This is a genomic window from Streptomyces sp. CA-179760 (assembly GCF_050937045.1).
In the GTDB taxonomy this organism is placed as follows: domain Bacteria; phylum Actinomycetota; class Actinomycetes; order Streptomycetales; family Streptomycetaceae; genus Streptomyces.
In genome coordinates this window covers 955,577-968,827 of the sequence record NZ_JBNJLZ010000001.1, presented here as the reverse complement: position 1 = coordinate 968,827, position 13,251 = coordinate 955,577, and the positions used below count along the sequence as shown (strand labels likewise).

The 13,251-nt window shown below is 68.8% G+C and carries 8 protein-coding genes and 4 pseudogenes; 7 read left to right on the top strand and 5 right to left on the bottom strand.

Features of this window, described 5'->3' with window-relative positions:
• Positions 1-9: 9 nt before the first annotated feature.
• The 3 genes and pseudogenes from ACQEV8_RS04140 to ACQEV8_RS04130 all read left to right on the top strand — a co-directional run bounded on the left by ACQEV8_RS04140 (position 10) and on the right by ACQEV8_RS04130 (position 4,485).
• Positions 10-989, top strand: a pseudogene (locus ACQEV8_RS04140) (FAD binding domain-containing protein).
• Positions 986-3,181: a xanthine dehydrogenase family protein molybdopterin-binding subunit gene (locus tag ACQEV8_RS04135; protein WP_432957404.1), complete on the top strand. Its 2,196-nt coding sequence runs from the start codon at positions 986-988 to the stop codon at positions 3,179-3,181. Before ACQEV8_RS04140 ends, ACQEV8_RS04135 begins: the two are co-directional and overlap by 4 nt.
• 158 nt (positions 3,182-3,339) lie before the next feature.
• Positions 3,340-4,485 carry an XdhC family protein gene (locus ACQEV8_RS04130; protein ID WP_432957403.1) on the top strand — a complete coding sequence of 382 codons (1,146 nt, stop codon included), beginning with the start codon at positions 3,340-3,342 and terminating at the stop codon, positions 4,483-4,485.
• A 221-nt stretch (positions 4,486-4,706) separates the two neighbouring features.
• Here ACQEV8_RS04130 and ACQEV8_RS04125 read toward each other — a convergent pair whose 3' ends face one another.
• The 3 genes from ACQEV8_RS04125 to ACQEV8_RS04115 form a co-directional block, all read right to left on the bottom strand.
• Positions 4,707-5,474 carry an SDR family NAD(P)-dependent oxidoreductase gene (locus ACQEV8_RS04125; RefSeq protein ID WP_432957401.1) on the bottom strand — a complete coding sequence of 256 codons (768 nt, stop codon included), beginning with the start codon at positions 5,472-5,474 and terminating at the stop codon, positions 4,707-4,709.
• A gap of 51 nt (positions 5,475-5,525) precedes the next feature.
• Positions 5,526-6,779 carry an MFS transporter gene (locus tag ACQEV8_RS04120; protein WP_432957399.1) on the bottom strand — a complete coding sequence of 418 codons (1,254 nt, stop codon included), beginning with the start codon at positions 6,777-6,779 and terminating at the stop codon, positions 5,526-5,528.
• A 433-nt stretch (positions 6,780-7,212) separates the two neighbouring features.
• The gene (locus ACQEV8_RS04115; protein WP_432957397.1) at positions 7,213-8,421 is read right to left on the bottom strand and encodes an ROK family protein; all 1,209 of its coding nucleotides are present in this window, start codon (positions 8,419-8,421) and stop codon (positions 7,213-7,215) included.
• Positions 8,422-8,729: 308 nt separating this feature from the next.
• On the opposite strand from ACQEV8_RS04115, the gene ACQEV8_RS04110 reads away from it, so the two are divergent.
• The 4 genes and pseudogenes from ACQEV8_RS04110 to ACQEV8_RS04095 all read left to right on the top strand — a co-directional run.
• Entirely contained in the window at positions 8,730-10,037 is a 1,308-nt protein-coding gene (locus ACQEV8_RS04110; protein WP_432957395.1) for an ABC transporter substrate-binding protein, read from the top strand.
• A 91-nt stretch (positions 10,038-10,128) separates the two neighbouring features.
• Positions 10,129-10,485: pseudogene (locus tag ACQEV8_RS04105) on the top strand (transcriptional regulator); the annotation flags it as partial.
• Positions 10,486-10,523: 38 nt separating this feature from the next.
• Positions 10,524-10,973: a DUF317 domain-containing protein gene (locus tag ACQEV8_RS04100; protein WP_432957393.1), complete on the top strand. Its 450-nt coding sequence runs from the start codon at positions 10,524-10,526 to the stop codon at positions 10,971-10,973.
• A 76-nt stretch (positions 10,974-11,049) separates the two neighbouring features.
• Positions 11,050-11,627, top strand: a pseudogene (locus tag ACQEV8_RS04095) (ATP-binding protein); the annotation flags it as partial.
• Between the two features lie 70 nt (positions 11,628-11,697).
• Here the strand turns inward: ACQEV8_RS04095 and ACQEV8_RS04090 are convergent.
• Together ACQEV8_RS04090 and ACQEV8_RS04085 are read right to left on the bottom strand one after the other, a co-directional pair.
• A complete protein-coding gene (locus ACQEV8_RS04090; RefSeq protein ID WP_432957391.1) occupies positions 11,698-12,339 on the bottom strand; it encodes a 3-oxoacid CoA-transferase subunit B in 642 nt (213 codons plus the stop codon).
• Positions 12,336-13,105 (bottom strand): annotated as a pseudogene (locus ACQEV8_RS04085) (CoA transferase subunit A). Before ACQEV8_RS04085 ends, ACQEV8_RS04090 begins: the two are co-directional and overlap by 4 nt.
• Positions 13,106-13,251: the final 146 nt, after the last annotated feature.

The following is a 13,251-nucleotide window of genomic DNA, read 5'->3' as shown; positions in this document are numbered from 1 at the left end:
CGGCCACCCATGCATCCCTTCTCCTACACCTGGGTCTCCGACACCCGACAGGCCCTCAACGCCGGTCGCGCAGGCGGGCGTTACATCGCTGGCGGCACCACACTCGTCGACCTCATGCGCGAGACCGTCGAGCGTCCCGACACACTGGTCGACATCTCCGGGTTGCCACTGGACGAGGTCACCGTCACCGAGCGCGGGAGCCTGCGGATCGGTGCGCTGGTGAGCATGTCCGAGGCCGCCGCCCATCCCAAGGTACGCACCCTGTATCCCGTCGTCTCGCAGGCGTTGGAGCTGAGCGCCTCGGCCCAGCTCCGCAACATGGCCACCATCGGCGGCAACATCATGCAGCGAACCCGGTGCACCTACTTCCGTGACGTGACCGCCGACTGCAACAAGCGTGAACCGGGCTCGGGTTGTGCCGCTCTGCACGGCGTCAACCGCACCCACGCGATCCTGGGCACCTCCGACTCCTGCGTGGCCACCCATCCCTCCGATGTGGCCGTGGCGTTCGCCGCGCTGGAGGCGACCGTGCACCTCGTGGGCCCCGACGGGGATCGCCAAGTCCCCTTCGCCGGCTTCCTGCTGCGACCGGGCAGTACCCCCAGCGTGAACAAGCCCTGCGGAAAGGCGAGTTGATAACCGCCGTCGAGATCCCCGCGCTTCCCCGCCCGCTGAAGTCGGGCTATCTGAAAGTGCGCGACCGGCAGTCCTACGAGTTCGCCCTCACCTCGGCGGCCGTGGCGCTCCATGTGCGCGGCGGGGTGATCCGGGAGGCGAAGGTGGCCGCCGGGGGAGTGGGCACGGTGCCGTGGAAGCTGCCCGCCGTCGAGCGGCACCTGGTCGGTGAGCGTCCCTCGCAGTCGTTGTGGGCGGCCGCCTCCGAGCGAGCCGCCGATGGAGCACGTCCCCTTGACCACAACCGGTTCAAGGTCGAGCTGCTCAAGCGGACCGTCGAGCGTCAGCTGCGCATCGTAGGAGGTACCAAATGAGCCCCCAGCCGCAGGCCGCCGTGGGTGCGCCGCTGTCGAGGGTGGACGGCCGGCTGAAGGTCACCGGCAAGGCGGTGTACGCCGCCGAGAGCGACGTGGACGGGGCGGTGCACGCCGTGATCGTCGACGCGAGCATCGGACGCGGCCGTATCACCGCTGTGGACACCGGCGCCGCCGAGAAGCATCCGGGCGTGCTGCGGGTGATCCATCACCGCAACGCGCCGAAACTGCCCTACCGCGACAACGCCGGGTCCAACAACCTGCCGGGCCGACGGCTGCGGGTCTTCCAGGACGACAAGGTCCTCTTCCATGGCCAGCCCGTCGCCGTCGTGGTCGCCACCACCCTGGAGGCCGCACAGCATGGCGCGAGCCTGGTCGAGGTCCGCTACGACGCCCAGCAGCCCTCGACCGACCTGCACGACGCCGAGCCGGACAAGCCGACCGCCTACGCGCGCGGCGACGCGGAAGCGGGCCTGCGCGCCTCCGCCGTTCGGCTGGATGTGGCGTACCAGCTGGCGCGCAACCACCACAACCCGATGGAACCGCACGCCACCATCGCCCGCTGGGACGGCGACAGGCTCACCGTGTGGGACAAGACGCAGTGGGTCATGGGCACGCACGACGAGCTCGCCGCCGTGTTCGACCTGCCCGCGGACGCGGTGCGGGTCATCAACCCGTTCGTCGGCGGTGGCTTCGGCAGCGGCCTGCGCTGCTGGCCGCACACGGTGGTCGCCGCGCTGGCCGCCCGGGAGACGAAACGTCCGGTCAAGCTGGTGCTGAGCCGCAGGCAGATGTACTTCGGCACCGGTTTCCGGCCGTCGTACGCGTACCGGCTGCGCCTCGGTAGTGACCGGCGCGGTCGGCTGTCCGCGGCGATCCACGACATCGACGCCGAGACCTCCTCGTACGAGACGTTCACCGAGGCGGTCATGGGTGCGGGGCAGATGACCTACAGCATGCCCCACGTCAGCCAGGCGTACCGGACGGTGCCGCTGGATGTGAACACGCCGATCTGGATGCGCGGCCCCGGCTTCGCCTCGGCCTCCTTCGCGATCGAGTCGGCCATGGACGAACTCGCGCACAAGCTCGGCATCGACCCGATCGAGCTGCGCCGGCGCAACGAGCCCAGCGAGGACGAGTCGAACAACCTGCCGTTCTCCACCCGTCGGCTGCGGGAGTGCTACACGGTCGGCGCCCGGGAGTTCGGCTGGGACCGCCGCAACCCGAAGCCGCGCACCACGCGAGACGGGGACTGGTTGATCGGCCTGGGTATGGCCGCTGGAGTCTACGACCCCGGACGCTTCCCTGCCGAGGCCCGGGTCCGCCTGGATGCCGACGGGAGTGCGGTGGTCGAGTCGGCCACCAGCGACATGGGGCCGGGCACCTACACCTCCCAGACCCAGGTCGCCGCCGACGCGCTCGGGCTGACCGTGCGTACGGTGACCTTCCGGCTCGGCGACTCCCGGTATCCGCCGACCGGGCCGCACGGCGGCTCGGCGACCATGGCCAGCGTCGGCACTGCCGTCGTCGACGCCTGCGACCAGGTGCGCAAGCAGGCGATCAAGTTGGCCGTCGAGGACCGCGAGTCGCCGCTGTACGGCGTGGACGCCAAGGACGTGGTGGTGCGCGGCGGCCGACTGCACATACAGGGCAACCCGGCGCGCGGTGAGAGCTACAGGAGTCTGCTGGCCCGCAACGACCGCACCCACCTCGAAGCGGACGGCTCCTACACCGGGCCGCCGAATCCCGAGCGTCGCTCCTACCACGCCTACAACGCCACCTTCGCCGAGGTCGCCGTCGACGCGACCCTTGGTCTGGTACGGGTGCGGCGGATGCTCGGCGTGTACGACGCGGGCCGCATCATCAGCCCCAAGCTCGCCGACAGCCAGGCGATCGGCGGCATCGTCGGCGGCATAGGCACAGCCCTGCTCGAACACACGGTCACCGACCACCGCGACGGCCGGATCGTCAACGCCAACCTCGCCGACTACCTCGTCCCCGTCAACGCCGACGTCCCCGAGGTCAGGGCGATCTACCTGGACGGCGAGGACAACGACGGCAACGCACTCGGCGTCAAGGGGCTCGGCGAGGTCGTCCAGGTAGGAGTGGCGGCCGCCATCGGCAACGCGGTCTTCAACGCCACCGGGCGGCGGGTGCGTGAACTGCCCATCACCGCCGAGGCGTTGCTCTGACTCCGCCGCGCAGAGCACACCCCGACCGGTCCGGCATCCGGCTCCCCGTCTGATCGCCGGGCCCCCCGAGGGCCGCCGCCACGCGAAGACACTGCCCCGTAGCGCGGCGGCGGCCCTCCGCACTTTCCGTCATCCGGCTCCTCACGCGGAGAACGCCCATGCTGAACATCGCGGACACACTGCACCGTTGGTGCCGCGAAGGACGCCCCTTCGCCCTCGCCACCGTCGTGGATGTCACCGGCAGCGCACCGCTGCCCGTTGGCACGTCGGTCGCGGTGGACGGTGAGGGCAACGCGGTCGGCAGCATCTCTGGCGGCTGCGTCGAGGGAGCCGTCTACGAGCTGTGCCGACAGGTTCTCCACGACCAGGGTCCACCCCAGCGCGCCTGGTTCGGCTACTCCGACGACGACGCCTTCGCCGTCGGCCTGACCTGCGGCGGCGAACTCGACGTCCTGGTCCAGCACATCGACCCCGAGGCGCAACCGCACCTCACCGCCGCCCTCACCGACGTCGCGGAGGGCAGGCCCGCCGCCGTGGCCCAGGTCATCGACGGTCCGCAGGAGTTGCTCGGCCGGATACTGTGCGCCGACGCGGAGGGGCGTACACATCCCGGCAGGCTGACCGGAGCAGTCCAACGGGAGGTCGGCGCCCAGGCGCGGGCACTGCTGCGGGCCGGACGCACTGCCCGGGTGGACATCGGAGGGGATGCCGCCACCTGCCCGGAGCACCTGTCCGCGCTGATCCACGTCAACGCCTCCCGCCCCCGCATGCTCGTCTTCGGCGCGATTGACTTCGCCGCCGCACTCAGCCAGGCCGGCAGCTTCCTCGGCTACCAGGTCACCATCTGCGACGCTCGCCCGGTCTTCGCCACCACCGCACGGTTCCCGTACGCGGACGAGGTCGTCGTCGACTGGCCCCACCGCTACCTGGAACACACCGAGGTGGACGCCCGCACCGCCGTCTGCGTCCTCACCCACGACGCCAAGTTCGACATCCCCCTGCTGCGGCTCGCCCTCAACCTGCCGGTTGGTTACGTCGGCGCCATGGGATCCCGGCGCACGCATCACGAACGCCTCCGCCTCCTGCGCGAAGCCGGTGCCACCGAAGAACAGCTCGCCCGACTGCGTTCCCCCATCGGGCTCGACCTCGGCGCCCGCACACCCCAGGAGACGGCCATTTCGATCAACGCGGAGATCATCGCCCACGCCAACGGGAACACGGGCCTGCCCCTGACGCACCTCACCGGAGCGATCCACCACTCACCCCGGCACAGGCAGTCGGCCTTGGCAGCGATCACCGCTTGAAACCGGCCCTGTGTTCGTCGGCGCGGCGCGGCACGGTGGCGTTGGCGGATCAGTTGCTGGTGCTCCGACCACGAAGGCGTATGTGGCGAGGAGTGTGATGCGAATCCGGCTGCCCGGCGGGCGGCAAGGACTTCGACCCGTACCGCGAGACCCTGCGAGACCGGATCCGTCAGGCCGGGGCCGAGGCCGATATCGGCAGGCGGGGCATGTCTGTCCGGGGGTTATCGGGCGACGTAGCCGCCGTCGACGGGGAGGGCGACGCCGACGACAAAGCTGGCTCCGGGACTGCACAGCCACAGGACCGCCTGGGCGATCTCCTCCGCGGTGCCGAGCCGATTGATGGGCTGGTTGGCCTCGGCCTCGGCGCGGTCGAGCTCACCCTTGGTGATCATGTCGCGGACCATCGGGGTGTCGATGGTGCCGGGACAGACCGCGTTGATCCGGATGCCGCGCGGGGCGTATTCGAGGGCCGCGCTGGTGGTCAGTCCGATCACTCCGTGCTTGGAGGCGTGGTACGAGGCGCGGCCTGCGAGGCCGACGAGGCCGCCGAGTGAGGAGCAATTGACGATCGCGCCGCTGCCCTGGGGCCGCATGTGCCGCAGCTCGTGCTTCATGCAGGCCCAGACACCGCGGAGGTTGATGGCATTGACGCGGTCGAACCGCTCGGCGGGCTCCTCGGCGGCATCGCTGGGCGGGATCTGGATGCCGGCGTTGTTGTAGGCCATGTCGAGACGCCCGAAGGTCTCCACGGTGCGCTCGACCGCGGCGGCGACCTGCTCCTGGTCGCTGACGTCACAGGTCATGGCGAGTGCTCGGTGGCCGGCATCGGTGAGCTCCTTGGCCGCCGTGTTCAGGGCAGCGGCGTCGATGTCGGTGATGGCGACGGAGGCTCCGGCCTCGGCGAAGGCGCGGGCGGTCGCCAGGCCCACGCCGGAGGCGGCTCCGGTGACGAAGGCGACCTGACCGGTGAAGTCGTAGGTGGGGTTCATGCCGTGTTCTCCTGTCGAAAACCGAGTGGTGGATGTGAATCCGGGCTTGCGTCAGTGCTGCGACGGCGCCTGGGCGGGTTCCTCTCGCGTTCGGGGCGGGGCGGACGCGCCGGTTGACGATCCACCCGAAGTGGCTGTGCCGCCGGCAGCGAGGGCCAGGAGCGGAAGGATGGTGAGGGCCGTGATGACGGCGCCCACCAAGGGTGGTCCGGTGAGGCCGAGGGAGGAGTCCAAAGCCCTGCCGGCGATGGCCGCCCCGGCGGCGATGCCGGTGTTGTAGGCCGAGGTGGTGAGTGCCGAGGTCAGGGTGGGCGCGTCGCCTGCGAAGCGGACGGCGAGCGAGGTGATCACCGGATTGACGGTGAACCCGGTGAGGGCCATGAGGAAGACCAGGCCGGCGGCCGTGAAGGGATTGGCCGACAGGGGAATCAGCAGGAACAGGACGAGGGTGGTGGCCACCGCCGCTGTGAGGGCGGTGGTCATCGGACGACGGTCGCCCAGACGGCCGCCCACGGTGATGCCGCCCAGCGCTCCGACCCCGAAGGCGACCAGGACCAGCGGGACGGCACCATCCGGGACGTCGGCGCGGTCGGTCAGCAACGGGGTGATGTAGCTGTAGGTCGCGAGGACGCCGCCCATGATCAGCATCGCGGCGGTGAGCGCCAGCCACAGTCGGCCCTGCCGTAGCGCACCGACCTCGGCGCGCAAGGACACCTCGGTCGACTGCACGACTCGGGGGATGAAGCGACCGACGGAGGCGGCGGCGAGGGCCGAAAGGACGGCGAGTGCCCAGAAGGGGCCGCGCCAGCCGGTGATCTGGCCGGCGAAGGAGCCGATCGGGACACCGATGACGTTGGCGAGGGTCAGGCCGCCCATCATGACGCCCACGGCGCGGGTGGAGTTGGAGGGGCCTGCGGCGGTGGTGGCGACGACGAAGCCGACGGCCCAGAACGCTCCGGTGGCCAGAGCGGTGACGACGCGGGCTATGAGCACGACCGTGAAGGATGTGCTGGCGGCCGCGACGACGTGGCCGAGGCTGAAGACGACGAGGGCAAGGATCAGAGTCTGGCGCTGGGGCAGGCGCAGGGTGGCCATGGCCATGGTCGGTCCGCCGATGATCATGCCGATGGCGAAGGCAGTGATCAGCAGGCCGACGTGGGGGACGCTGACTCCGAGGTCATGGGCCATTTCCGGCAGCAGGCCGGCGATGACGAACTCGGTGGTCCCCATCAGGAATGTGCCTGCGGCGAGCGCCCAGACGACGAAGGGCAGTTTGGCGGAGGAGGTCTCGGGTGCAGAAGGCATGCTCGTGGTGACTCCTTGCGCGTATTGCGGGGGATCAGGGAACGGACGGAGCTCGGCCAGAGCAGACAGCAGCCACGGAATGGGTGACGAGAGCCGTCTTCTCCGTGACCCGCTGACGGCAGGGTCGCGAGACGGTGTTGAGGGTGGGGCTGTTCGCGGGGAAAGGGGCGAGCCTCGCGGTGTCGCAGCCGGCGACATGGTTAGAAACGGTCGGCCCGATAGGCGGGGCACCGTAGCGGTAAAGGGGTCGGGTTGCCTCAGGGGGGCGCAGTGGCAGAGGAGCCTGGGTTCGGCTGCCGCGCCCCCTGGGCGCCTCCGGGGCGCCGGAGACAGTGGTCCTTTCTGTTAGATGCCCGTCACAAAGGTCCGCGCTCGGGCGGGCAGAGCGACTAAGCCGTTATGGCCCGATCGTGGGCTGAGCGCCGAGCAGAGATCATTCGGCGTCGGCGCCGGTAAGTTCGGCTTCGATCCCCTCCGGAGAGAGGACGTGCTGACAGACGAGTTGGCTCGCGCCCATGATCGCGGCTCGTTCACCGGCGCGCGAAAGGGAGATGCGGAGGTTGGTGGTCGCAAGCGGAGGCGAGCGCTGGTAGACGACCTCGCGTACGCCCGCCGCGAGGTGCTCACCGACCGCGGCCATCGCGCCGCCGATCACGACCACCCTCGGATTGAGCAGGTTGACGCATGTGGCGAGGACCTCGCCGATGTCGCGCCCGGCCTGCCGTAGGGCCTGGATTACGGCGGTGTCACCGTTCGCGGCGAGCGTGATGACGTCGACCGTGCTCTTGGTGTCCAGTCCCTGTGCGCTGAGGGACCGGGCGACGGCGGCTCCGGATGCGATTGCTTCAAGGCACCCCGTATTGCCGCAGCGGCACACGATGTCCTGAGCGCGGGCCGAACGAACGTGTCCGATGTCGCCCGCGGTGCCGTCGGCTCCGCGTTGGAGCTGGCCACTGCTGATGACCCCGGAGCCGATGCCGGTGGCGACCTTGATGAACAGGAGGTCGTCGACATCGGGCCAGAACCACCGCTCTCCGATGGCCATGATGTTCACGTCGTTGTCCACCAGGACCACCCGAGTAGGCAGGGAGCCCCGGACGAAGCCGACGACGTCGAAATCGTCCCAGCCGGGCATGATCGGAGGCTTTACGGGCCGGCCCGTGATGTGCTGGACGGGGCCTGGAAGGCCGATGCCGACGCCTGCGAGGTTCTCCGGCCGATCGCTTTCCGCGAGCAGGCGCTTGCCCGCATCGGCGACGAACCCAAGCACCACGTCCGGTCCCGCCGTCACCGGCAAGGGCTCGCACTCCTCCGCGAGCACATGGCCCTTCAGGTCGGTGAGAGTCACGCGCACGTGGCTGGCACCGATGCCGGCCGCGAGCACGGTGCGCGCCTGGGGATCGAACGCGAAGCGCGACGCCGGCCGGCCACCGCTCGACTGGGCTTCACCGACCGGGACGACAAGCCCGGAGCGTAGGAGCCGCTCGACCTTGCCGACCACGCTTGAGCGCGAAAGCCCCGTAGTCGTGGCGAGCTCGGCGCGCGTCCAGGGGCGCCCGGCGCGGAGGATTTGGAAAAGATCACCGGCGCGAAAGACTCCGGTGGCAGGAGGTTGCTCACCTTTGGTGAGGTCGTCGCGCACATGAAGTCTCTTGCGTCGGCCTTCTGACATGGCGGGAGTATCGCACAGCCGACTTATGACAGTCCAGCGTTAAAAGTAAGGGTCGTTTCTTTGAAAGTTTCCCTTGCCTCCTGTTAAAAGTCGGTCTAGTGTCCGGTCAGCCGCCTCGGCTGGCAGAAATCTCCCGCCCCGCGCCAGCCGAGGCCGCTCTTCGCGGTCGCCTCGGGCCCCAGTCCCCAAGCGCATCGCCGCCGTACGCCCGTTCATCCATTTCCCCCGGCTCGGGCGCGGCATCTCGTCCCCACCCCTTCGACGAAGAAGGAACAACCATGAGACGAACCCGCACCACCGTGACGCGCCGCGGTTTCCTGGGTCTCGCGGTCGCCGCTGCCGCAGGCCCCGCCCTTGCCGCATGTGGCGGTGGATCCGGTTCCTCCGGGGGAGGCGGCACCATCAAGTTCTGGGACATGCCGTGGGGCGCACCCGCCTACAACGACGCGGCGAAGAAGCTCACCGCGTCGTACACGCCGGCGTCCGGCGCGCTTAGGGCGAGTTACCAGACCATCCAGTGGAGCAACTTCTACCAGACGTTCTCCTCGGCGATCGCGTCGAAGACGGGTCCGGCGGTCTCCACCGGCGGCGGGTTCCAGGCGTTCCAGTTCGAGCAGCAGGGCGCGATCGCGTACGCGGACAAGGTCGTCGACGCCCTGCGGAAGAACGGCCAGTTCGACGACTTCCTCCCCGGCGTGCTGGACCCGTTCAAGTCGGAGAAGGGCTACATCGCACTCCCATGGCAGCTCGACATGCGCGCGATGTGGTACCGCAAGTCGCTGTTCGACAAGGCGGGTGCGGACGCGCCGACGGACTGGCCGTCGATGCTCGCCGCGGGCAGAGCGCTCAAGAAGGTCGGCGCGGTGGGATTCGCCACCGGAGCGGGGCCGGGCAACTTCTTCGCCAACCACGCGGTCATCCAGATGCTGCTCAACAACGGCGGCGGCGTGTGGAGCCCGGACGGGCAGCTCGACGTCATGAACGACCGGAATCTCGAGGCCACGGAGTTCATGTACGAGCTGGGCTCGAACGGCATCATCGACCCCGCGGCCGTGAGCTACACGGACAACAACCTCCAGGCCCAGTGGAAGGACAAGAAGGCGGCCTACGGCTCGTACGCGGCCGGGCTGGACCAGAGGATCGGGGACACCTCGGGCGACCTGACGGTCGCGCCGGTGGTCGCGGGCCCGCACGGCGACAAGGCGACCCTTGTGTTCCCGAACAACATCATGATGTACAAGAACACCCCGTCGCAGGAGTCCTCAGAGGCATTCCTCGTGTACTACATGGGCCAGCTCAAGCAGTACTGGCAGCAGAGGCTCCTGGGCGGCCTGCCGGTGTTCAAGTCCATCACCGAGCTGCCCGAGTTCGCGGGGGACGCGAACAACGTCACGATCATCAAGGAATGGCAGCCGATCGCCAAGACGTTCGGCGCGCGCAGTACGGCCCTCGACGCGAACGTCGCGGTGCTCGACGGCGGCCAAGCGATCACCCAGTTCGCCCAGACGGTGATCACCGGGAAAGGTAACGCCAAGAGCGCCCTCAAGGCTTTCGAGGACGGCCTCAAGTCCGCCGTCAAGTCCTGACCGGAGGGTATCCCGTGACCAACACGATCAGCGGCCTGGCGAAGGCCCGCCGGGGGGTCGCCCCCGGCGGGACCGCCAGGGCTCCCGCCCGGCGCAACCCGAGTTCACCGACTGGGACCGGCAGATCACCTCCTGCGTCGCCCGCCTGCGCGCCATCGCCGGCACCGCACCCGACGCTCCCCACCTCACCAACCTCGTCGGCGAGCTGCTGCTGAAGAGCCCTGACTTCGCGGGCCTGTTGGAACGCTACGAAGTGACCGGGCGCAAACCCGCGCACAAGACTTTCCAGCATCCCCAGGTCGGCACGGTCACCCTCACCTCGCAGTCACTGCACGTCGAAGGCACCCCCGGTCAGCGCATCGGTGTCTACACCGCTGAGCCTGGAACCCCCGACCACGACGCCCTGCTCCTGCTCGACATGACCGCACCACGGCCCACAGGCTCCAGACTCTGCACCGCCGCCACGAAACCCCTGACTGACGCCGAATGGAAGCGCACCGTGGACGGACGCTGGCTCCGCTGGACGAGCACGTCCCAGGATGCGGGTGTTCACTTCGACGCCTTCGCCGCCCAGCAAACGAACAGCAGCCTCGCCACCTGGACCATCTGGGCAGCCACAGCATCGACCAGCCCACCTGGACGATCCACGCCTCTCCCGACGCGCCCGCCCCGATAATCGCCGACCTGGCCGAGGAAATCGCGCACAGCACCGGCACGGAACGGTCAGCACCAGCGTCCATCGGCAGCCTCCGCGTCTCACCGCTACGGCATCGGCCATCGCGTCGGCCGTCGCCAGATCCCAGTCAAGCCGAAGTCGCTAACCAGCGCACGCGAGCAGCAGAGTGGGCCTGCGGCCTGCATGCCGCAGGCCCACTCACACCGCACTGTCCGCCTGCGAGTTCCCCGCCCTTCGCCGCATCGGCACCAAGCGGTTGAAGACGTGGCTGCGCAAACGCCACTTGCCGCACAGGCGTCCGCGCCGCGGGTCGTGTGGTTCACCCCCCGCGTCGGTGGGGAGCATCAGCTCCGGACCGTGCTCGCCGACGGCGAGCCGTCGTTGCAGAAGCGCTGCGACACCGTCCTGCGGGCACTCCTGCCGAACCGCCCCGGAGACGACGTAGCGCTCCTGCTGGCCCGCACTCACCCCCTGGATGCCGACCACCGCGCCTCCTGCGACATTCCAGCCGATCCGGCGGTAGTTCTCCAAGGCTCGGACATACACCCGCAACCAACTGGCTACCTGGCTCGAGGACATCGCATTCACTACCGAGCTGGTCGTCAGTGAACTGGTCACCAACGCCATCCGCTACGGCGCCAGCCCCATCGGTCTGCGCCTGATCCGCGACGACGACTATCTGATCTGCGAAGTCGCCGACGCCAGCAACACCGCCCCGCACCTGCGTCGGGCACGGGTTTTCGATGAGCGGGGCCGCGGCCTGACGCTCGTCGCACAGCTCACCGACCGTTGAGGCAGCCACCACACGCCCCCACGGAAAGATCATCTGGGCGGATCAGTCACTGACCGGCTCGCGGGAGACAGACCTTGCCGGAAGCGAACTTGACTTCATGTCGGACGAACCCGCGCTGTGATCTTCGGCGCGACCTCGGAGCCCACTGGGCGTGTCCGACACCCACGCGGTGACCAGGCGCGGGTGAAGACTCACCGGGCGTCGACCGTGAGAATCGGCGGCTCCGTCTTCGCACGGACCTCGTCGACGGTCTCGCCGGGAGCGAGTTCGACGAGGTGAAGGCCGTCGACTCGTATGTCGATCACCGCGAGGTTCGTGATGATGCGTTGAACCACGCGAAGGCCGGTGTAAGGCAGTGAGCACTCGTTGACGATCTTGTAGCTTCCGTCCTTCGCGACGTGCTCCATGAGGACGATCACCTTCTTGGCGCCGTGGACCAGATCCATCGCGCCACCCATCCCCTTGACCATCTTCCCGGGGATCATCCAGTTGGCGATGTCGCCGTGCCTCGATACCTGCATCGCTCCAAGGATCGCGGCATCGATCTTGCCTCCACGGATCATCCCGAAGCTGGTGGCCGAGTCGAAGAAGCTGGCGCCGCGGCGCACAGTGACGGTCTCCTTGCCGGCGTTGATCAGGTCGGCGTCCTCCTCGCCCTCCATCGGGTACGGCCCCACGCCGAGGATCCCGTTCTCGGACTGCAGCACGAGCTCTGCCTCGGCGCCGACGTAGTTGGGAACCAGGGTCGGCAAGCCGATCCCGAGATTGACGTAGGCACCGTCGGACAACTCGTCGGCAGCCCGCGCCGCCATCTCCTCACGACTCCAGCTCATGCCGTACGCACCGTCCTCTTCTCGATCCGCTTGTCCGAAGCCTGTTGCGGGGTGACCACCACAACTCGGTGTACGAACACGCCTGGGGTGTGCACCTGGGTCGGGTCCAACTCGCCGGGTTCGACGAGCTCCTCGACCTCGGCGATGGTGACCCGCCCACACATGGCCGCGAGCGGATTGAAGTTCTGTGCGGAGTCCCGGTAGACGAGGTTGCCGTGCCGGTCGCCCCTCCAGGCCCGTACCAGGCCGAAGTCAGCGACGATCGACTCCTCGAGAACGAACTCGCGCTTGCCGTCGTGGGTTTCGAAGACCTTGGTCGGCTTCACCGGTGAAGCCTTGACCACCTGTCCCTCCGGTCCGTACTGCCAGGGAAGCCCTCCTGCAGCCACTTGTGTGCCGACGCCGGTCGCCGTGTAGAACGCGGCAATTCCCACCCCGCCGGCGCGCATGCGCTCAGCAAGGGTCCCTTGGGGGTCAACTCCACTTCCAACGCCCCCGACAGATACTGGCGGGCGAATTCCCTGTTCTCCCCCACGTACGACGACACCATGCGGCGGATGCGCCGGGCCGCCAGAAGCCGGCCCAGTCCCCAGTCGTCGACGCCGCAGTTGTTGGAGACGACTTCCAGGTTGGTGGCGCCGGCCGCCAGCAACGCCTCGATGAGCACCGAAGGGATGCCGCACAGGCCGAATCCACCGACGGCCAGTGTCGCGCCGGTCGGGATGTCTGCGACGGCTGCTGCAGCACTCGACTGCACCTTGTCCATGGCTGTCCGCTCCTCTTGGTCCGAGTGGCGACATGAAGCCATGGCCCTGGTCGGCGGCTCAATCGGGTGGTGTGCTTCGACGCGGAACTGGTCGTACCCCGGCCGTAGACGCCCTCCGGCGTTCACTGAGTGGACACGCGAAGAAG

Excerpts from the sequence above, each read along its gene's own strand:
- ACQEV8_RS04135 (WP_432957404.1), top strand. The coding sequence starts at position 986 with ATGAGCCCCCAGCCGCAGGCCGCCGTGGGTGCGCCGCTGTCGAGGGTG.
- ACQEV8_RS04130 (WP_432957403.1), top strand. The coding sequence starts at position 3,340 with ATGCTGAACATCGCGGACACACTGCACCGTTGGTGCCGCGAAGGACGC.
- ACQEV8_RS04125 (WP_432957401.1), bottom strand. The coding sequence starts at position 5,474 with ATGAACCCCACCTACGACTTCACCGGTCAGGTCGCCTTCGTCACCGGA.
- ACQEV8_RS04120 (WP_432957399.1), bottom strand. The coding sequence starts at position 6,779 with ATGCCTTCTGCACCCGAGACCTCCTCCGCCAAACTGCCCTTCGTCGTC.
- ACQEV8_RS04110 (WP_432957395.1), top strand. The coding sequence starts at position 8,730 with ATGAGACGAACCCGCACCACCGTGACGCGCCGCGGTTTCCTGGGTCTC.
- ACQEV8_RS04100 (WP_432957393.1), top strand. The coding sequence starts at position 10,524 with ATGGAAGCGCACCGTGGACGGACGCTGGCTCCGCTGGACGAGCACGTC.
- ACQEV8_RS04090 (WP_432957391.1), bottom strand. The coding sequence starts at position 12,339 with ATGAGCTGGAGTCGTGAGGAGATGGCGGCGCGGGCTGCCGACGAGTTG.